The following is a 21,537-nucleotide window of genomic DNA, read 5'->3' as shown; positions in this document are numbered from 1 at the left end:
TGTGTTACAGCAATTTTCAGGTAAATAAACCACGCGGTAGGGGCACAGCAATGCTCATACGTGTCAACTTAAAGTGGAATCCAACCTAGAAAAAGGTTTGAGAGATGATCTCGTTCCCAGACTCAGGCTCTTAATGCCCATTGTCCGGCTCTGCCTCCCGTCCCTAGCGCCAGAGCCGCTGTGAAATCATTAAGAGTCGGAGACTCTTAACGAGATTTTAAAAGGGTTTTCGCTTAAGTTGACACCAATGAGCAATGCTGTGCCCCTACGACGGATGTGGTTCTGCTGGAATTTGTGTTTATCTGTGGTTTCCTATTTTTTATGAACCAAGAAGTCTCCACAAAGCTCGGCTTAATCAGGCAAACCCTAAACGAAACTGAGGCACAAGGCTTACGTCTACGCCGTACAGATTGGTTTGCTTGGGCGACTGCTGGCGCTTCTAACACCGTGCTGCTAACCTCTGAAACAGGCGTAGCAGAAATATTAGTAACTCCCCAAGACGCTTGGGTATTAACCGATGAAATTGAAGCCCAGCGTTTACAAGATGAAGAACTGCCAAAAAATTTTAAACTGCACATCAACCCCTGGGCTGATATTAAAGCCCGTGAGTCCTTTGTGCGTGATGCTACTGCCGGCGGGGAAGTTTTGAGTGATGCCCCAATTTCTCATCTAGAGAAACCATTACCCCCCTCTCTGCGAGCTTATAAACGCGTACTCATTTCAAGTGAGCTAGAGCGATATCGCCAAGTCGGGCAAAAAGCAAGCATTGCCATGACAGAAGTACTTAAGGCCGCCCAGCCTACCTGGACAGAATATCAATTAGCAGGTGCCGGCGCAGACGCATTGTGGACACAAGGCTTGCATCCAGCCCTGACGCTGGTAGCAGGTGAGAGGCGTTTGCCACTCTACCGTCATGCTACACCCACTGGTGAACAGATTGGACGGCAAGCAATGCTGGTATTCTGCGCTAGAGGATATGGTTTGTATGCGAATCTCACCCGATTTGTGTGTTTTGGTGCGCTTTCACACGAGTCCGCCAAATTACACCGCCATGTCTGCGAAATAGAAGCAGTAGCCTTGAATTCATCCCAACCGGGAACTTCTCTCAACGCAGTTTATCACGCCCTAGCTCAAGCTTATGAACAGCAAGGATTTCCCCATGCCATCCGCCAACATCACCAGGGAGGAACCACAGGCTATTTAGCGCGAGAAATTGTGGCAAATCCCACTACCACTGATAAGTTGACAGAAAACATGGCCATAGCCTGGAATCCAAGTTTAGTAGGCGCAAAGATTGAAGACACTTTCGTCATTCATGGCCATGGAAAGTTGGAAAATCTAACTTTTGACCCCAATTTCCCCAGCGTCGAGGTAGAAGGAAGATTGCGCCCTGTGCCATTAGAGAGATGATTTTTTCTATATAGTTCTAGAAAATAAAATTCTATTTTTATCAAATAGGACTTACGCATAAAATTTCTCAAACTCTATATTCCTCTGTGTCCTCTGCGTCCTCTGTGGTTTGTTTTTCTATTACTTGTGCGTAAGTCCTGTCAAAATCAAACGCATTCTTTCCTTGGAAGCTCACGTTAGTCACGAATGGCAATATCTAAATTCTTTTGCCATCAAATAATCATCATGAATTTCCAACAAATCTTCGGTAAACCACCCGAAACTCAAGCCAGTGCGCCAGGAAGAGTAAACCTACTCGGCGAACATACTGACTATAATGATGGCTTCGTGCTACCGACTGCAATTCCCCAAAGCACAACTGTACAAATAGGTTTTAGTCGCGATGGACAACATCACCTTTACTCAGACAATTTAAACGAGCGAGTGGATATTTTAGAAATTAATTATACGCCGTCTGGATTTGCTAGTTATATTTTTGGCTGTATCGAGGTTTTGAAAAAAGCAGAATACACAATTCCACCGCTGTCTTTATACGTCAACTCCTTGGTTCCTATGGGTTCGGGTTTGTCTAGCAGCGCAGCTTTAGAAGTAGCAACCATTAGGGCTGTGCGCCAACTTCTTGATCTGCCGATTGATGATGTAGAAGTTGCCCAACTTGCACAGCAAGCCGAAATTCATTATGTTGGCGTGCACTGCGGCATTATGGATCAGATGGCTTCCAGCCTCGCTGACACTGAACATCTTTTGTTTTTAGATACTCGTACCCTAGAACGCTGTTTGATTCCTTTTCCTGACAAAGCAGAAATTGTCGTCATCGATAGCGGCGTACCTCGCACACTGGCAACTAGCGGCTATAACCAGCGTCGTGCGGAGTGCGAAGAAGCGGCGCATCTACTAGGAGTCGCCGCCCTACGAGATATTACTGATGTTAAGGCAACAGAAGCGTTACCTGAACCACTAAGACGCCGCGCCCGCCATGTAGTTACAGAAAATAACCGTGTTCTAGAGGTTTTAGAGGGAGTATCATCTCAACGCTTCGGCGAATTGATGAACGCATCCCACGCTAGTTTGCGAGACGATTACGAAGTTTCCATACCAGCTTTGGATACGTTAGTAGAAATTTTGCAGCAAACCGAAGGAGTGTTTGGTGCCAGGTTAACAGGTGCAGGCTTTGGTGGGGCTTGTGTTGCTTTGGTGGCATCAGGTGAAACAAAAGCAATGTCTGCAACTAATGCCCTGAAAAAATACAACCAAGCAGGTTATCAGGGGCGAATTTTGGTTCCCGTTGCCGATTTTGAATGAAAAAACGGGAAACCAATCACTAATAACTAATAACTAATGACTAATGACTAATGACTAATGACTAATGACTAATGACTAATGACTAATGACTAATGACTAATGACTAATGACTAATGACTAATGACTAATGACTAATGACTAATGACTAATGACTAATGACTAATGACTAATGACTAATGACTAATGACTAATGACTAATGACTAATGACTAATGACTAATGACTAATGACTAATGACTAAAGTTATTTTTGGTAACGCCGCTATCGAAGGGAAGAATCGCTGGGGATGGTTCATTGGTCACTTTATCAACCCTGTTGATGATCCACGCTCAACTGAAGTGCTAGAAGTAAAATGGGGTATTCACAAAGCAGGAGAAAGTAGAAATAATTGGGCAGTAAATAACGAAGCAACTACCCTTTCTATCCTGATTAATGGCAGATTTTGCCTTCAATTTGAGGATAGAAAAATTATCCTAAATCGTGAGGCTGATTACGTTTTATGGTGTTCAGGTGTGCCCCATTGTTGGGTTGCTGAGTCTGACTGTACTATTCTTACTGTTAGATGGCCCTCGAAGTCAGGCGATAGTATAGCAAAGTCATGATAAATTTAACTGCGGAGTCTTCCAATTGACGGAAGTCATAACTAATAGCAGCTATTAAAGTGCTGATTAATAGCACTATTAGCTGAGAGTTGTTGACTGATGTTTAAATTTCTCAAACAAGTTAGCGATTATGCCAAACATAGCTTCCTAGCAGGTCGATATATTGGCCAAGGACTATCGGTTACTTTCGACCACATGAACCGTCGTCCAATTACTGTTCAATATCCTTATGAAAAACTGATTCCCTCTGAACGCTTCCGAGGTCGGATTCACTTTGAATTTGATAAGTGTATATCTTGCGAAGTTTGTGTTCGCGTATGCCCTATTAATCTACCGGTAGTAGATTGGGAATTTAATCAAGAAGCTAAGAAAAAAGAACTTAAACATTACAGTATTGACTTTGGGGTTTGTATTTTCTGCGGCAACTGTGTGGAATTTTGCCCAACAAACTGTTTGTCATTTACTGAAGAATATGAACTTTCTACTTATGATCGTCACGAATTGAATCTAGACAATGTGGCGATGGGAAGACTACCTTACAAAGTTACCGATGATCCAATGGTGACACCGCTACGCGAATTAGTCTACTTACCTAAAGGTGTGTTAGACCCTCACTTTCTTCCTCCTGATGGTAATCGAGTCGGTCTGCTGCCATCTGAGATTTTGGAACAAGCTGTAGAAGATATCAACGATATTAAACAGTAAAGCTAAGTAGCTAATACCAATTTTATGTGAGGCTGCACAGAATGATGAAATCAATTTAATTATCCATCTTTATCTGTGTTTATCTGCGTTTATCTGCGGTTAATTCTTTTTCATATCTTAATTCGGCGTTGCTGAATTCAGGTATGAAATGCTCTTGCTTGAATTTTCAAACCTCTTATCTTTGCGTCTTGGCGTGAGGCTAATTCATACTTCAATTATGCAACGCCCTTGATTCTATGCAACTTCATATCAATTTGGTATAACTTTGGAGCTATCATGACACAATTCATATCTTGTAGAAACGTTGCATGCAAAGTCTCTATAGCAATTCTAAATAAGATGTGAACATCTCTTTTTTATCTTCCTCTGCGCTCTCTGCGTCTCTGCGGTAATGCCTCCGGCACGCTGCGCGAACGTTTAAAAAAATACCGTGATACCTACGGCTCCCGTCAGGGATACACAACTCAAATAGGATTGCTATACAGTGTGATCTAATCAATCGAAAACTGCTGTAAAATATCCTCTAGCTGATTTCTTCCAAGTAGCGGGAAATTGCACTATCAAGGCAAGGCATTAATTCGCCGCGACTGCTACCGAGAACGCTGTAATTTGGACGGGGAGCGATTAAACCAAGTTCTCTTGTAGGCATGGCAATTAAATTTTTCACACTAACGCCGGCTTGTTTCGCCGCCAAGCGTACTAGGTCAACCCAGGCGATACCTTGTGTAAGGTTGAATACAGCACTTTTGTTTGCCAAGTGCCACAAACCGGTCTCACCATCAATCAGTAAATCGAGGCTAGCATGGACGAGATCCGGCACGTAAGTAGGCGAAACGATCGCATCCTCAGCAGCGAAAAAAGTATTACCAGCACTGAGTTGACGCAAGGCAATTGTGACAAAGTTATAATCATCCCAAGGGCTAAAGAATGCACTGGTGCGAATTACTAAAGATGCGGGATTAGCCTGCAAGACCAGTTCCTCGGCTAAAGCTTTGCTGTGTCCATACACATTTAGAGGGGCGACGGCATCAGTTTCTACATAGGGGTTAGTTGAAGCACCATCAAATACCAAGTCTGAGGAGAAAGTCAGCAGCGCTATATTATTTTTCTGGCAAGCAGTAGCTAAAATTTCTGCACCAAAAGTGTTTATCCGGATGCAAAGATGCGGTTCGCGCTCGGCATCATCCACCCGCACATATCCAGCAGCGTTCACAACTGCCCATGGCTGCAACTCGGTAAGCACTGCATAGACAGAGGCAGGATTGGCAATGTCTAGTTCTTGGCGTGTCAGTAGGTGGTAAGAAATTCCTCTCGCTTCGCACAACCGCGCAAAAGCCTTGCCCAAAGTTCCTCTTGCCCCGACAATGGCTAGGGGACGTGAGCGGGGAGACAAGGGAGAATTTCGTCTAACTTCCCCTGACTCTACACCGCAACTTACTGGTGGGTATAGTAAACGCTCTTGCCGATGCCACCATCCTGGTGTGTCAAGTATTGGGTGATTGGGTTTGCGCCCTGTAGCTAAATCACTTATGATCTTGGCAATTGCTGTCGGTCTGGGGCTTGGAGAACGCAAATCAAACACACCTGATTCGTAGTTACCAACCCAGCGGGTTACTAAGCTATTCCAATCGTAAGTTCCCAAAAGTGCCCAAGCTGTGACAGCACGGACATCTACACCTTCATTTTGTAATTCCTGCGCCGCATTCCAGACTTCACAAAGCCAACGTAACTGCTCTTCACGGGTGCAGTTGAGGTGAACTTCAGTCACAGCCAGCGGCAGATGATAGCGAAACCATGCTTCTTTGAGCAATGAGCGCGGGCCTGCTGCACCTTCAGCACAAACTCGCACCGCCTCTACATCTGCATACTTATCCTGCTCATTGCCTCCATGAGCCGAAGCTGGATATTTTTCTAAGTTTTCATCCAAAAAGCGATCGCTTGTCAGATAATGATTAATGCCGATAATCTCCGGCGGACAAGTGTTTTGGCAAAAAACCTCAAGTTCAGCTTCATTGATGCCACAGTAGCGCAAGTAATCCCACATGGGATGATTTGGGGTAACTTGACCACACAATAAATCAAAGCTCAACCAGCGACGCTCGTTTTCAAATTCGGCTTGATAAGCCAGCTTTGGTGTACTGTAAATTTTACCTAAATCTTCGGTTTGTACGAGTTGAGCGCTAAAATTAATTTCTCGGATTGCCTGCATTGAAAGTGCGATCGCACGACACTGCCCCAACAAAGCACGGGCAAAAGTTAAATTATCCCGACCGTGGGGATACCAATGACCATACATCCCACTAAATCGCGCCGTTGTTAACGGTTCATTTATCGGCGTGTAATGAGTTACCCAAGGATAGCGTTCTGCAACCGCACGGGCAAACTCTGCTAATTTCTCTGGAAAATTTGGATCTACCAAGCTGGTGTAACGCGGCCCACTGCCATGATGCACCAAGCCCACAATCGGATTAATGCCGAGTTCCCGTAATCTCCCCAACCGCACATCCGCCCAAGACCAGTCAAGATTCTCTAGCCCATTAGCTGCAATTTGCTCCCACAACACTGGGTAGCGAATCGCCTTTATCCCCAATTGGGCAAATAACTCCAGGTCATCCAAGCGTGTAAAATGACCGTTGCGCTTCATCTGGTCAAAATACTCATCACCCACACGATTAAGGGTACACTCGACACCAGCCCACATTTCTAAGGGCAGTTTTGTTTTCATGAGTTTCGAGTTTCGAGTTAAAAACAGTAGCCATAACTAACGACTAAAGTCGATATTGTCTGCCCCTTGCTTTGTTTGGTAAGGGACTTCCAAATAAAAAAACATCCCAAATTTTCTTGTGGGATGGGTGTCCCCACACTTACAATATTCCGGGCGGGCTAGAAGCCCACCCCACAAGATGGATAATTTATTTCTTGGAAATTCCTAAACACTCGTAAACAAAACTCAAGCTTTGACGGCGATTTGTTTGTAGACAGAGAGAGCTTGAGCGACGCATTGATCCATGTTGTAATACTTGTAGGTCGCCAGCCGTCCCACAAAATGGATACCCGGCGTTGCATCTGCCAGCGCTTTATATTTCTTGTAAATTTCCTGATTTTCTGGGCGTGGTACAGGGTAATAGGGATCTCCCTGAGCCTTAGGAAATTCGTAAACAATGCTAGTTTTAGAGTGTTCCTGACCAGTCAGATATTTAAACTCCGTCACACGAGTATAAAGGTGTTCGTTTGGATAGTTGATCACTGGCGCTGGTTGATATACCGGGACGTTATGGGTTTCGTGTTGGAAATCTAGGGAGCGATAAGGTAACTTACCATAGCGGTAATCAAAGAACTCATCAACCGGGCCCGTGTACACCATTTCACCACAAGGTATTGCCTGCTTAATTTCCCGGTAATCGGTGTTTAGCATCACCTTAATATTGGGGTGGGCTAATATCTTCTCGAACATCCGGGTAAAACCATGCAGTGGCATCGCTTGGTAAGTATCCGTGAAATAGCGATCGTCGCGATTGCTGCGGGTGGGAATGCGAGCGATTACCGATTTGTCAAGTTCCGATGGATCGAGTCCCCATTGCTTGCGGGTATAGCCGCGAAAGAACTTTTCATACAGTACTCGACCGACTTTGCTCACCACCACATCTTCTGAGGTGTAGATGTATTCTTTTGGTTCAGCCAGTGCCTTAAAAAAATCCTCCACCTCAAATGTATTGAGATCCATACCATAGAGTTTGTTGATGGTATCGAGGTTGATGGGTATGGGGACGAGTTGTCCATCTACGCTAGCAAGGACACGATGTTCATAACTCCGCCACTGCGTAAAGCGCGAGAGGTATTCAAAGATTTCGCGGGAGTTGGTATGAAAGATGTGGGGTCCGTATTTATGTACGAGAATGCCATGATCATCATAATGATCATAAGCATTGCCGCCGATGTGATTTCGCTTGTCGACAATCAGCACTTTCTTGCCAGACTGACTTGCCAAGCGTTCAGCGATGACGCTACCAGAAAAACCCGCACCAACAATTAGGTAATCAAAGGCGAAGTCTCTAGTAATGATCTTTGGTGATTGTTTGCCGGCAATAGCACCCTGATGATGATTTTTGTCTTCCTTTTGGCGAGTGGCAATCGCCGAATCTATCAATTTCATCATTGATGCCCAAGTCCGATCCCATGAAATTTGCTCCAAAAAGGCATCGACTCGACTCAACCACCCCGATGCTTTGGTGTCTTCTTGCATTGCCTGTTCTGCTGCGATGACGAATTCCGCAACCGTGTCGGCAATTCGCACCAACTTCGTCTCTCCGTAAGGACGCACCACATCCCGAATTGAGGTGGACACTACAGGTTTACCAGCGGCAAGATACTCTGGGGTTTTTGTGGGACTAATAAAGCGGGTTGACTCGTTGCGCGCAAACGGCAGCATCGCCAAGTCCCATCCTGCTAAATATGCAGGTAGTTGTTGATAGTCTTTACCACCGAGATAATGGATATTCTCGGACTGTGGCAGCAATGAGGGATCAATTTTCACAACAGGCCCAATGATCACCAGATGCCAGTCAGGACGCGCTTTAGCAATCCCGCCCAGCAATTCGATATCCATCCGTTCGTCAACCACGCCAAAAAAGCCAATGCGGGGATGGGGAATATGAGCTTGAGGAGCTGGTTCTGCTTTCAGTTTTCTGGCTTGGGCAAAGTGCGGTACATCTACACTGCTAGGAAATGCATAGATGTTTGGGTGCTGGTGTGCTTTATGTTCGTAAAGGCTTTGCCCTCCTGTAAACACTACGTCTGCACGGCGGAATAGTTCAGCTTCGTAAGTCTTTAAAGCGGGTGGCGCTCCCTGGAATCCAGATAATTCATCCATGCAATCGTAGACTACCGCCTGGGGTTGCAAGTGGCGCGTAAATGCGATCGCCATTGGTGTGTAGTACCAGCAGATATACTTGCTAATTTTATGCTCCGCAAAAAAGCCATCGATCAGAATTTGTAAATTGGCGTTTACAGCTTCCTCACTTAAACCTTGCGGTAGATGTGGCACCACAACCACTACCCCACTCGGATCTTGGCTGATATCCAACTGCCGCACCTGTTCAAAGCTAAAAATTGGTTCCTCAATAAAGAATACACGCTTTCCTTGAGCACAGCGACTTAAAAGATGTTGCGGTCTTTGATAGACGAAATTCCAACGCAAATGAGATAGGCAGACTATATCAGCCGTATCTGTAAAGACTTCTATTGTTTGAAAGTTTTTATCGAATGAAGATAAATTCGACGATGTACCTGATAATTGCGATTCGGCTAGCTCAGATCGCTTTGCTTCACTCAGCTTTGACGACACAATATGGCTAGCACCGTTCTTTTTTCTTTGAGCTTTTTCGCTTGCCATAGTTTAACTCAATCCTTGTTTAGAATTAGACTCGCGAATTGCTAAAAAAACCTCAAAAAACTACAAACAAAATCTAGTTTTATCCGTTCTTTTCTAACAATTAATTTGACTTTTTCTCAATTAAAAAATTGATAATAAACTTGTCACATCTAAAAGTCTAAACGTTTATTATCTCTCACTAAAATTATTATAAATAGTAGCGATTATCTCAACTTCTACTAAAGAGATATATTGATATATTCCCAAAGTTGTATTTTAGTTTATACTTAGTATCTGAAAAGTAGCCGCTGCTCATGTCTCTTGATTATCTAGATATCATAGTTCCCCCTGAACATAGTATCCTTTGTCAGAAGCCATAACGCTTGGCAAATACTCCAAACCAGTACCAATGAATACAGTAATGCCGAAATATCTCAGATTCTTCGGATTGTATGTTTCATTACTTATTAAATTAACCTCATGCTGTCTTCAGCACAAAGTCCATAAGTTAGTAACTAATCCTTCTAGAGATAGTTTTATGCTGAAAATTAAAAATAACTTGAATTAAACAACAAAAAAGATATACTAGCAATACACCAATAAAAAATAGAATAAGATAGATTTTATAGCTCTTGAAGTCAATAGAATCCAAGAGACAACAAGACACAATATAATTAAAATCATAGCGCTTTCTAATCTGCTGAGGGACAAATTTATCTGTGTTGCCTGCGGCACGACACAGAGCGGATCGTCTACATTCATCTTCATATGTAGTTTATTAATTGTTGGCACATCTCATTTAATTGAGAAATGCTATAAGAGGATGTTTGAAAAGTATCAAAATTGATCTAGATCCCCCCTTCCCCCCTTAAAAAGGGGGGTAAAACTTCTTAAAATTCCCCAATCCTTGGGGGACTTCGACTCCAATTCCCCCCTTAGAGGATGTTTTAAAAGTCTTTGGTGATGTATCAAAAATATTGAGATCCCCCTAAATCCACGCCAGTCGCTCATGGGGGAGACCCCCAAGACCGCGCTGGCTCCCCTTAAAAAGGGGGACTTTGACTCCAATTCCCCCCTTAAAAAGGGGGGCTAGGGGGGATCTCGATACGACTTGATACTTTACAAACATCCTCTAAGAGAATTTAAATATTTCAAGCTAGTTACAGCAAATTGCAGGTAAATGAGGTACAGATATAAATAATAAAACTCTTGTAGGGTAGGCATCTTGCCTGCCCTACTGTATCTCACTCAGATGAAATGTGCTGTATAAAGTTTATACTACGGTTAATTCTTAACCTACTAGAAATTAGAATATCAAACTACCATTAATTTTCAAGAGTAAAATTAATCACCGAAGCAGACAGTCCAAAATTTACCTTAGCTCGACTTTATCCAAAATTAAGAAATCGATTTTCCTTACCCAGCAAAAACCCTGGCTTTCTGGTAACTACTTTTTTATGTCCCTGGTTTTCGCTCAATTCCAAAAACTAAAACTACCGTCTCACAAGGGTTTCAGCCTCAGGTTTTGGGTTTCGTAAAAATGGATAAAGTCGAGCTTAAAGTCAAAAGACGTATTACTCAATACGGTTTATTTAAGAAAATAATAGATTGGGTTTCCTTGCTTCAACCCAACCTACGCAAATATTGATTTTTAGGCTTAACTCAACGGCATTGCAGCATAATTCAAAACTATTTGCCGCCAATTTAATTGAAAAATTTGTCGAAACGTATTTAGCCAAGAACTAGAGCATTTTTCAAATCTAAGGGTACGAACCAAGTTTTGCCTCAGCAGTTTTGTTCGCAAGCGGCAATGCTAACCCAACTACTAGATAGCTTACCATCTTGCCCGCTATACCACTCTTTTTTCCATATAGGGGCATTGTGTTTGAGGGTATCAATGGCATAACCACAAGCTACAAATGCCTCACGCCGATGAGGACAACCCACAGCTACTAAAACGCTAATTTCCCCAATTTGCAAGCGCCCAATGCGATGATAGATCACTACCCGCTTCACATCAGACCAGCTTGAGCGAATATCGGCCGCAATTTGATAAAATACCTGCAATGCCATCGGTTCGTAAGCTTGATACTCCAAGGCCACCACAGGTTTACCATCAGTTTGATTACGAACCATCCCGCTCATCACCACCACCGCACCATTAGCGGGATCTTCGGCTTTAGCGTAAATTTCTTCCAGAGACAATGGCGCAAAGGTAATGGCAAAGCTATCTTCGGCTCGCGGTTTTGTGGGATTCGTCAGGGTGATTGTCATAACCGATTTCTGAATTAGGGGACAAGGAGGACAACAAAGCAATGCCCAATACCGTTATCAGGCTGTTTGACACTCTCAGGGAAGACAGCCACTGAGATTCTTGGTTCAATGAGTCCACTTAACTTAAACCCCTTGCGGTATTTAAGCCAGAGGTGGTTCTCTCCCCCGACGCGCAGCCATGCCCGTTGGCGCTAGCCTGCCGTTAGGCATAGGGCTTTAGCGTTAACTTCCCCTCTGCCCGAAGGTAGTTGCATTGCTGCAAAATTTGATTGAGTTTAAATTCTGTGTCGTCTAGCTCCCATGAAGATTTTACCTATTCCTGGGTAGGAAACTAGAACTATGGAATAGAACCCCATATCTTCAATTGTCAAGGTACAGATTACCGTTAGGTAGTTAGGTTTTTAGACAGGTTGATTACCGTTCCTGTTGTGAAAAATATAACACTATAGAACGCAAAAGATAAATTCTCTGATCTTTTTAACCCACCTTTGCTAAAAAGAAACTCTATGCGGTTAAAACCGTGGTCAGTGAGCTTGTCGAACTGCACGGGTCGCTTATATCTCAGGGAAGACAGCCACTGAGCTTTACGCTTACCGTATATTCCTGTAAAGTTTGTGTGAAGCAGCCAGGAACATTACTCACATCTCTACGTCTTGGGTAGTAAAAAGACTAATATCCCATTCCGGGATACCTCATTACCCGATCATAAAATTAAATTTATCCAAAAACTTCAATTCTGTGCTTGTTAAGTATAGCCTTGTTTTCCTGTAGTGAAAGGAACTGAACCTGTAATAAAAATTGCTAAATATTACGCAGATTGTCTAATTTGCCTTTAATTTAGGTGAAAAAGTAAATTTTGTCGTCATCCCCCCTAAGGCATATAACTATAATTAAATAATTAAAGTTACCTGCTTACTTTTGTAGATAATCTGATAGTAACTTTATTGAGCTATCAAGTGCAGTGACGGGCTGAATCGACCAAAAAGCAAATTTTTCATCAGGGCAACAATTTAGCATATATGTATGGCACTTGAAACCAACTCTTAGCAGAGAGCCTTTAGCAACACCCTTAAACCTTTCCGGCTTGATAAATTTATTTAGAAAACTGCGAGCAACAAGAGGGAAAGTTGTAATTTAGCAATATTTAGGAAAAATTTAATGAAATCATTTGTGTGTGAAAATGAAGCAGCCAGGCTTGAGGTTCTCCATCAGTACCAGATTCTCGACAGTGCACCAGAACAAGCGTTCGACGATTTGGTGTTTTTAGCCGCGCAGATTTGTAACACACCGATTGCCCTGATTAATCTGATAGATTCCAACCGTCAATGGTTCAAAGCCAAGCTGGGGTTGGATGCCCAGGAAATGCCTATAGATATCGGTTTTTGTCCCATTTGTATACGTCTAGGCGATACGTTGATTATTCCTGACACCTTGGCAGATGAACAGTTTGCCACATCAGCAGTAGTCACTGCCGAACCTTATGTCAGATTTTACGCTGGTGTACCTTTAATAGTACCAGGAGGACAAGCGATCGGTACAGTCTGCGTAATAGATCGCATCCCACGTCAAATCAGTTCACAACAATTGTCAGCACTACAAGCTATTAGCCGCCTAATAGTTAGACAACTAGAAATCCGGCGGAATTTAACAGAACTGGCCAGCGTCAAAACGGAGTACAAGCAAGCACAAGAAGCACTAAGACAAAGTGAATCTACCCTCCACAGCTTCTTCGAGAGTGCGCCGATGATGATGGGCATTGTAGAGTTAGTAGAAAATGACATTCTGCATATTTCTGATAACCCAGCCACTGCTAAATTTTTGGGTTTTACTCCAGAAACGATGCAAAATCGCCTAGGGCAAAAAATGGGCGGGGCACAAAAGCATTTAACCCAATGGATTGATTACTATCGTCAGGCAGAACGTAGCCAATCACCAATCAAATTTGAATATGCTTACGAAACTCCCCAAGGACAAATCTGGCTATCAGCTACAGTCTCAGCAATTGCTCAAAACTATGGTAACCGTCAGCAATTTGCTTATGTGGTAGAGGATATTACCGATCGCTTGGCGGCACGGCGCGAACGCCAGCAAGCAGAAGCACAATTACGCTGGAAAGAAGCACTTTTACGCTCAATGAATAGCGTTTCCCCGCTAGGGTTTTATGTGGTTGATAATCGTACTGACGATATCCTTTATTTCAATGAGCAGTTTTGGCAAATTTGGGGCATTGAACATCTGAAAGAGCGGATGGAAAAACGGGAAGTAAAAAATCAGGATATCGTTTTCGACTGTCTCAAATTAATAGTAGATGTTACTGCCTTTAGTGCATCGTGCCAACCTTTACAAAGCGAAGATAATCGCTGCATTTTGGAAGACGAACTTTTCTTTAAAGATGGGCGCATCGTCCGGCGTTTCTCCACACAAATTCGAGATAATGAGGATCGATATTTCGGGCGTTTGTATATTTATGAGGATATCACTGCCCGCAAACAGGTGGAACAAAAAATCCGCGAGCAAGCAGCATTGCTAGATATTACTACAGATGCGATTGTCGTTCAAGATTTGAACAACAAAATTTTATTATGGAACAAAAGCGCTGAGAAACTTTATGGCTGGCTGGCAGAAGAAGCTATAGGCAAGAGTGCTATTCAACTTTTAGACAACGAATCTTTGCCGCAACACCGAGAAATTTTTCAAAGTGTTCTGGAGCATGGCTTTTGGCAAGGTGAGTTACAGAGAACCAGAAAATCTGGGATAGAAATTATCGTCGAAAGTTGCTGGACGCTTGTACGTGACGAGAATTATCAAGCTAAATCTATCTTGATAGTTGACACAGATATTACCCAGAAAAAACAACTAGAGAAGCAATTTTTGCGTGCTCAACGCATGGAAAGTATCGGTACTCTTGCAAGTGGTATTGCCCATGATTTAAATAATGTGTTGTCGCCGATTTTGATGTCTGTACATCTGCTAAGAAATAAATGCCAAGATCCGCGCATTCATCAGGTAATATCGATAGTAGAAGGCAATGCTAAACGTGGTGCTAATTTGGTGAAGCAGGTGTTGTCTTTTGCCAGGGGAATTGAAGGCGATCGCACAGTGATTCAAGTTAAGCACTTAATTTTAGAAATGCAGCAAATTGTTGAACAAACATTTCCTAAATCACTCACTATACACACAGAAATTGAACAAGACTTGTTACCTGTTTGTGGTGATAGTACTCAACTACATCAAGTACTAATTAATTTGTGTCTCAACGCTCGTGATGCCATGCCGAGTGGGGGAACTTTAACAATATCTGCCGAGAATATTTTGATTGATGAAAACTACGCCAAAATGCATCTAGATGCACAAGTTGGCTCTTATATAGTCATCCAGGTGACTGACACAGGATTTGGCATTAAAAGTGGGATATTAGATCGAATTTTTGAACCATTCTTTACAACCAAGGAGTTTGGTAAAGGTACGGGGCTAGGGTTATCAACAGTCATGGGAATTATTAAAGGACATGGTGGTTTTATCACTGTGGCAAGTGCTGTAGGCAAAGGCACAAAATTTTTCGTGTATTTGCCAGCAGTGAATACATTTGCTACCCAGTCTTTAGAAGATCAGGAAATGCCAACTGGTAATGGAGAATGGATTTTGCTTGTAGATGACGAAGCTGCTATTCGGGAGATTACTAGAACCTCATTAGAAAACTATAATTATCAAGTGATTACTGCTAGTGATGGCTTGAAAGCGTTAGCATTATATTCTCAGAATCAAGATAAAATTAGGGCAGTAATTATCGATTTGATGATGCCCAATATGGATGGAGTAACTACCATTCGTACATTGCAGAAGATCAATCCACTACTGCAAATTATTGCTATTAGTGGACTGGCGACAAGTGAACAAATACTCATTGATAAAACATCTCAGCACACAGCTTTTTTATCCAAACCATTTACAGCACAGGAATTATTGAAAGCTTTACAAGCAGTCAAGGGTTAAGGATCAAGGATCAAAAGCCGATGACTAATGAATTACGAGAAAAAACTGAGCCGATGCAACTATGGGAAGCACAACTCAGGATGGCATTAGACGCAGCTCGTATGGGAATCTGGAACTGGGATCTTCAAAGTAACAAAATTACTAGATCAGATAACCTAGAAGCGCTTTTTGGTTTTGAGCAAGGTACTTTGAATGACACCTACGAAGCTTTCCTCAAGTGTCTTCATCCCCAAGACCGCGATTTTGTCAAGCGCTCCCATCAACAGGCTATGGTTGACGGGATAGAATATGACATTGAATTTAGAGTTGTTTTATCGGATGGTAACATTCGCTGGTTAGCCAGCAAAGGCGTAGTCCTACACGACTCATCTGGGGTTCCTATGCAAATGTGTGGGGTAGATATGGACATTACCAAGCGCAAGCAAGCGGAAGCGGCGCTGGAAGTTCATGCCAATCAGCAGGCAATTGTGGCAGAACTCAGTCAAATGGCTTTAGCTGGGACAGACATGACTACGCTGATGAACTCTGGTGTAACTTTTGTGGCTCAATGCCTGAAGATTGAGTCTTGCAAAATTTTGGAACTGCTTTCGGATGGTGATACATTATTGCTCAGGGCGGAAGTAGGTTGGGAACCGGGACTGGTGGGACAAGTAACGGCCAGCACGGTTAGGCATTCAGTAACTGGCTACTCTCCACCTGAACAAGAGTCGATAATTGTCCAAAGTCACAGTCAGGCTGTTAGTGGAATGAGCGTGGTGATTCATGGCAAAGAACGTCCTTTTGGTGTTTTAAAGGCACACACCAATAAACAGCGCACTTTCACTAGAGATGACATTTATTTTCTGCAAGCTGTAGCCAATGTGCTGGCATCAGCTATTGAGCGCCAACGGGTAGAAGAGGCACTGAAAAAGAGTGAAGAACGTTGGCAGTTGGCTGTACGGGGTAATAATGATGGTATTTGGGATTGGAATCTGAAAACTAATCAAGTATTTTTTTCCACACGCTGGAAGGAAATGCTCGGTTACGAAGATCAAGAGATTTCTCAGCATTTAGATGAACGGTTAAGCAGAATACATCCAGATGATTTAGCAACGGTTAGCCAAGCAATTGCAGACCACTTTGCCAAAAAAACCCCGTTTTATATCAGCGAACATCAAGTCCGGTGTAAGGATGGCACATACAAATGGATTTTAGATCGCGGTCAGGCTGTGCGGGATGAAGATGGTAATGTAGTGCGGATGGCAAGTTCCCAGACGGATATCACCGAACGTAAACTGGCAGTGGAACAACTGCGTCGGAGTGAAGAGCGTTTCCAGATAGTTGCTCGTGCGACTAATGATGTTTTATGGGATTGGGATTTGATCGATGATCAGGTGTGGTGGAATCAAGCTGTACAGACAGTTTTTGGTTACACGACAGAGCAAATAAATTCTCATGTGACTTGGTGGCGTGAACGGATACATCCAAATGATCGGCAAAGAATTGCTGCTGATATGCGTGTTGTGATCGATAGTGGTCAACAATTTTGGTCGAATGAATACCATTTTTTGCGTAGCGATGGTTCTTATGCCTACATCTTTGAACGTGGTTATGTTGTCCATGACCATGCAGGTAAACCAGTGCGGATGATTGGGGCGATGATGGATATGAGTGAACGCAAACGCGCCCAGGCAGAATTATTACGGCAAAATTTGCGATCGCAATTGTTCGCTGATATCACCCTGAATATTCGTCAATCTTTACAGATCGATGAAATTCTCCAAACCAGCGTTACCGAGGTGCAAAAACTGCTGCAAGCAGACCGGGTATTAATCCTACGGCTACAGTCTAATAATTCTTTCCTCGCAGTTAAAGAAGCAGTCGTTCCCGGTTTCCCCATTGTCCTAGGGCAGCAAATTACCGACCATTGCTTTGGCCAAGATTGCATCCAGAAATACCGCCAAGGGGAAATAAGCGCCGTTAGCGACATTAAACAGGCACAAATCCAACCTGTCCACGCCGAATTGCTGCAAAAAATTGGTGTCAAGGCTAATCTTGTCGTCCCAATTTTCCGCAAACATCAATTTTGGGGGCTGTTAATTGCCGATCAATGTCTGCATCCCCGTCAGTGGACTAACTGGGAAATTGAACTTTTGCGACAACTGGCAGATCAAATCGGCATCGCCTTAGCTCAGAGTTTAATCCTAGAACAAGAAACCAATCAGCGGCAAGAACTCACCCGTTCCAACGAAGAACTGCAACAATTTGCCTTTATTGCCTCCCACGATTTACAAGAGCCACTGCGTAAAATTAACAACTTTGGCGAGCGACTCAAAGCTACCAGTGGTGACACATTAAACGAACAAGGGCGTGACTACCTAGAACGGATGCAAAATGCCGCCCTGAGAATGCAGACTTTAATTGAAGACTTATTAGCACTTTCGCGAGTTACCACTAGGGCACAGCCTTTTGTGCCAGTGAATTTGGCACAAATTACCCAAGAAGTATTATCCGACTTAGAAGTACGCATCCAACAAACTGGGGGACGTGTGGAGGTAGGGAACCTACCCATTATTCAAGGCGATCCTCTACAGATGCGCCAGTTGCTGCAAAACCTCATCGGTAATGCCCTCAAATTTCACCGTCTAGAAGAACCACCTATTGTCAAAATCTACAGTCAATTTTCAGACAATCAATTAGATAAAGTTGCTGTTGCTGAAGGATTTTGTCAAGTAATTATCGAAGATAATGGTATTGGGTTTGTCGAAAAATATCTTGATCGGATCTTCAATATTTTCCAACGTCTACATAGTCGCAGTGAATACGAAGGTACTGGCATCGGTTTAGCAATTTGCCGAAAAATTACTGAACGTCATCATGGAAATATCACAGCACAAAGTACACCAGGACAAGGGACAAAATTTATGATCACACTACCAATTAATTCCCATTTCTAATTTTTATTCCTGGAGGGGGATTACTACTAGACTCCAAAATGAGGTTAATTATAAAACTGTGCCCAATATTTTTTTGCTATTTAATACTTAATTCACCGTCATAACTATTGCAAAGGAGATAATTCAAAGTGAAGGGTCGGCAAACAACCGTCACAATCTTGATGGCTGATGATGATGAAGACGACAGCCTGTTGGTTCGTGAGGCATTGGCAGAAAGTCAATTGTCACTTGAACTACATATCGTCAGGAATGGTGAGGAGTTGATAGATTATCTGTGTCACCGTGGGTTATATGCCGACATGAAAAGTAACCCGCGTCCGGGTTTGATTTTGCTAGATTTGAATATGCCCAAAAAAGACGGTATTGAAGCGCTCAAAGAGATTAAAAATCACCCGGAACTGCGGCAGATTCCCGTGATAGTATTGACAACCTCGAGGGCAGAGGAAGATATATATAACACCTACAATTTAGGCGCAAATTCCTTCATCATTAAACCAGTCGCTTTTGATTCCTTAGTTGAAGTGATGAAGACTATAGGAAAATACTGGTTTGAAATAGTAGAACTGCCCCTAGACGCAGTGGGAGTTAATTATGGAAAACAGACCAATCAAAGTTCTTTTAGTTGATGATGATGAAGATGACTATATTTTAACTCGTGATTGGTTCGGTGAATTTCAAGTAGCTGGCTGTGAGTTGGAATGGGTGAATAGTTATTCAGCAGCCAGAAATGCCATCGCTAGCAACCAGCATGATATCTATCTTGTAGATTACCGTTTGGGTCAACATAATGGACTGGAACTGTTGCATGAGGCATTTACCAATGGCTGTGCTTCTCCGCTGATTTTACTAACTGGTCAGGGAGACCGGGAAATAGACCTGGAAGCGATGAAAGCGGGAGCAGCAGATTATCTCGAAAAAAGCCAGTTGACAGCGCCTTTGCTGGAACGTTCCATCCGCTACGCCATTGAGCGCAAACAAACAGAACAGAAAATTCGCGAACAAGCTGCTTTACTCGATGTCGCTACCGACGCCATTTTTGTGCGCGACTTAGATGACAAAATTTTATTTTGGAATAAAGCTGCTGAGTGTCTCTACGGTTGGAAAAAAGAAGAAGCCCTCGCTAAGAAAACACGAGAACTTTGGCAAGAAAAAAACTTGTCTCAATTGCCAGAAGCACTCAATATGCTGATGAAAAATGGTGCTTGGGAGGGAGAACTATATCAAAAAACAAAATATGGCAAAGAAATCATAGTCGAAAGCCGTTGGACATTGGTGCGCGAGTTCGGCAAAAAATCACAATCCATCTTGGTTGTGAGCAGTGATATTACAAAAAAGAAACAACTAGAAGCCCAATTTCTGCGTGCTCAACGATTAGAGAGTATTGGGACTCTAGCTAGTGGTATCGCCCATGACTTGAATAATGTCCTAGCCCCGATTTTGATGACGGCTCAACTTTTGGAGTCGCAAGTCTATGATGAGCGATCGCGGCGACTGCTACCAATATTGATTACCAACGCTAAACGTGGCGCAAATTTAGTTAAGCAAGTACTGTCTTTTACTCGTGGACTGGAGGGCGAGCGCACCCTTTTACAATTAAAGCATTTGATCATTGAAATTCAGCAAATTATTAAAGAGACATTTCCCAAATCAATTGATGTTTTTACTCAAATTCCGCAAGACTTTTGGACGATATCTGGTGATGCAACTCAACTGCATCAAGTCCTGATGAATTTGTGTGTCAATGCTCGTGATGCCATGCCTAATGGCGGAACCTTAAAAATATCTGCCGAAAATTTCTTAGTTGATGAAAATTATGCCCGAATGCATATTGATGCTAAAGTCGGCGCTTATGTTGTAATTACTGTTCATGATACTGGAATTGGGATTCGCCCAGAAATATTAGATCGCATATTCGAGCCATTTTTTACTACCAAAGAACTTGGTAAGGGCACTGGTCTTGGGCTTTCTACAGTACTGGGAATTATTAAAAGTCATGGCGGTTTTATCAACGTCTATAGCGAAGACGGAAGAGGCAGCCAATTTAAGGTGTATTTGCCAGCACAAGATGCAACGGAAATTATCGAAGAACAAGAAACAGAGTTGCCTCGGGGTAATGGAGAACTGATTTTAGTTGTGGATGATGAACCCGCTATTCGAGACATTACAAAAACATCGTTAGAAAGCCATAACTATCAAGCAATAACAGCCTGCGATGGCATTGAAGCAATAGCCTTATATGTAGAACACCGGGATAAAATATGTTTGGTCTTAACTGATATGGTTATGCCGTCTATGGATGGATTCACTACTATCCGCACCTTGCAAAAAATTAACCCAGATGTGAAAATTATTGCCGTCAGCGGTCTTGGTTCAAGTGATAAGCTGAATTCAGCTTATGAGATGGGTGTCAAAGCCTTTTTGTGCAAACCATTCACGGCTAACCAACTATTACAAACCATTAATACCGTCAAGAGTAAAAGTTAAATATTGGTAATTGGCTATATTTATTAAAGTTAGAAGTTAGGAGTTAGGATTTATGATGGTTCTCGTTTAAATGCAGTACACTTTGACCCTAACCCTCCCTCTTTTCAGGGGGGAACGTGGGGAGTGCAGAGGGAAGCGGAAAAATGAGTGTTAACTGGAATGGGGAGTGTAGAGACGTTGCATGCAACGTCTCTACATTTTTAGGGGAGAGGAATGGAAGCGAGTTTTCTAGGTAAACTTAATGACTGTTCAAACACTCTCTAAATATTTTTAGAACGGGAACAAACTTACAGCAAGAAAAGATTCATGTGTTTTTGCTACGCAGGTTTGAATAGATGGTATATGTTTCATTTAACTGAAAATAGCTGGAAGTAGTTATATCATTACAGTGGTTTAAACCTGATCATGTAAATCTTTCAGTAAATATGAATTTGTATGCTTCACAACAGAAAATTTTTATA

The 21,537-nt window shown here is 42.7% G+C and carries 11 protein-coding genes; 8 read left to right on the top strand and 3 right to left on the bottom strand.

Translation table 11 applies throughout. From position 1 onward, the window contains the following. Window positions 1-321: 321 nt before the first annotated feature. From CYLST_RS04140 to ndhI, 4 genes are all read left to right on the top strand, one after another. Complete coding sequence (locus tag CYLST_RS04140) at window positions 322-1,410, top strand: M24 family metallopeptidase (protein WP_015206451.1); 1,089 nt, start codon at window positions 322-324, stop codon at window positions 1,408-1,410. A 225-nt stretch (window positions 1,411-1,635) separates the two neighbouring features. Beyond that, the gene (gene galK / locus CYLST_RS04135; protein WP_015206450.1) at window positions 1,636-2,712 is read left to right on the top strand and encodes a galactokinase; all 1,077 of its coding nucleotides are present in this window, start codon (window positions 1,636-1,638) and stop codon (window positions 2,710-2,712) included. A gap of 232 nt (window positions 2,713-2,944) precedes the next feature. Beyond that, window positions 2,945-3,313, top strand: coding sequence for a hypothetical protein (locus tag CYLST_RS04130; RefSeq protein WP_015206449.1), 369 nt, complete (start codon window positions 2,945-2,947; stop codon window positions 3,311-3,313). Between the two features lie 99 nt (window positions 3,314-3,412). Then, window positions 3,413-4,018 carry an NAD(P)H-quinone oxidoreductase subunit I gene (gene ndhI, locus CYLST_RS04125; RefSeq protein ID WP_015206448.1) on the top strand — a complete coding sequence of 202 codons (606 nt, stop codon included), beginning with the start codon at window positions 3,413-3,415 and terminating at the stop codon, window positions 4,016-4,018. A 523-nt stretch (window positions 4,019-4,541) separates the two neighbouring features. Here ndhI and CYLST_RS04120 read toward each other — a convergent pair. The 3 genes from CYLST_RS04120 to CYLST_RS04110 form a co-directional block, all read right to left on the bottom strand. Beyond that, a complete protein-coding gene (locus CYLST_RS04120; RefSeq protein WP_015206447.1) occupies window positions 4,542-6,743 on the bottom strand; it encodes a family 1 glycosylhydrolase in 2,202 nt (733 codons plus the stop codon). Between the two features lie 225 nt (window positions 6,744-6,968). Beyond that, a complete protein-coding gene (gene glf / locus CYLST_RS04115) occupies window positions 6,969-9,410 on the bottom strand; it encodes a UDP-galactopyranose mutase (RefSeq protein ID WP_015206446.1) in 2,442 nt (813 codons plus the stop codon). Between the two features lie 1,764 nt (window positions 9,411-11,174). After that, a complete protein-coding gene (locus CYLST_RS04110; protein ID WP_015206445.1) occupies window positions 11,175-11,663 on the bottom strand; it encodes a molybdenum cofactor biosynthesis protein MoaE in 489 nt (162 codons plus the stop codon). A 1,158-nt stretch (window positions 11,664-12,821) separates the two neighbouring features. Between CYLST_RS04110 and CYLST_RS04105 the strand changes: the two genes are divergently transcribed. The 4 genes from CYLST_RS04105 (at window position 12,822) to CYLST_RS04090 (ending at window position 21,076) form a co-directional block, all read left to right on the top strand. Continuing rightward, a complete protein-coding gene (locus CYLST_RS04105; RefSeq protein ID WP_015206444.1) occupies window positions 12,822-15,656 on the top strand; it encodes a hybrid sensor histidine kinase/response regulator in 2,835 nt (944 codons plus the stop codon). 20 nt (window positions 15,657-15,676) lie between these two features. Next, window positions 15,677-18,592: a PAS domain-containing protein gene (locus CYLST_RS04100; RefSeq protein ID WP_015206443.1), complete on the top strand. Its 2,916-nt coding sequence runs from the start codon at window positions 15,677-15,679 to the stop codon at window positions 18,590-18,592. 128 nt (window positions 18,593-18,720) lie between these two features. Continuing rightward, window positions 18,721-19,218, top strand: coding sequence for a response regulator (locus CYLST_RS04095; RefSeq protein WP_015206442.1), 498 nt, complete (start codon window positions 18,721-18,723; stop codon window positions 19,216-19,218). Beyond that, window positions 19,184-21,076 (top strand): hybrid sensor histidine kinase/response regulator, encoded by a 1,893-nt coding sequence (locus CYLST_RS04090; protein WP_015206441.1) that lies wholly within the window; start codon window positions 19,184-19,186, stop codon window positions 21,074-21,076. The genes CYLST_RS04095 and CYLST_RS04090 overlap by 35 nt, the downstream gene beginning before the upstream one ends. Window positions 21,077-21,537: the final 461 nt, after the last annotated feature.

Origin of the sequence: Cylindrospermum stagnale PCC 7417, from assembly GCF_000317535.1 — a bacterium.
In the GTDB taxonomy this organism is placed as follows: Bacteria; Cyanobacteriota; Cyanobacteriia; order Cyanobacteriales; family Nostocaceae; genus Cylindrospermum; species Cylindrospermum stagnale.
The sequence above is the reverse complement of the archived record's forward strand: the minus strand, read 5'-3'. Positions and strand labels throughout refer to the sequence as shown.

Excerpts from the sequence above, each read along its gene's own strand:
- glf (WP_015206446.1), bottom strand. The coding sequence starts at position 9,410 with ATGGCAAGCGAAAAAGCTCAAAGAAAAAAGAACGGTGCTAGCCATATT.
- ndhI (WP_015206448.1), top strand. The coding sequence starts at position 3,413 with ATGTTTAAATTTCTCAAACAAGTTAGCGATTATGCCAAACATAGCTTC.
- galK (WP_015206450.1), top strand. The coding sequence starts at position 1,636 with ATGAATTTCCAACAAATCTTCGGTAAACCACCCGAAACTCAAGCCAGT.
- CYLST_RS04100 (WP_015206443.1), top strand. The coding sequence starts at position 15,677 with ATGACTAATGAATTACGAGAAAAAACTGAGCCGATGCAACTATGGGAA.
- CYLST_RS04090 (WP_015206441.1), top strand. The coding sequence starts at position 19,184 with ATGGAAAACAGACCAATCAAAGTTCTTTTAGTTGATGATGATGAAGAT.
- CYLST_RS04110 (WP_015206445.1), bottom strand. The coding sequence starts at position 11,663 with ATGACAATCACCCTGACGAATCCCACAAAACCGCGAGCCGAAGATAGC.
- CYLST_RS04105 (WP_015206444.1), top strand. The coding sequence starts at position 12,822 with ATGAAATCATTTGTGTGTGAAAATGAAGCAGCCAGGCTTGAGGTTCTC.
- CYLST_RS04140 (WP_015206451.1), top strand. The coding sequence starts at position 322 with ATGAACCAAGAAGTCTCCACAAAGCTCGGCTTAATCAGGCAAACCCTA.
- CYLST_RS04130 (WP_015206449.1), top strand. The coding sequence starts at position 2,945 with ATGACTAAAGTTATTTTTGGTAACGCCGCTATCGAAGGGAAGAATCGC.
- CYLST_RS04120 (WP_015206447.1), bottom strand. The coding sequence starts at position 6,743 with ATGAAAACAAAACTGCCCTTAGAAATGTGGGCTGGTGTCGAGTGTACC.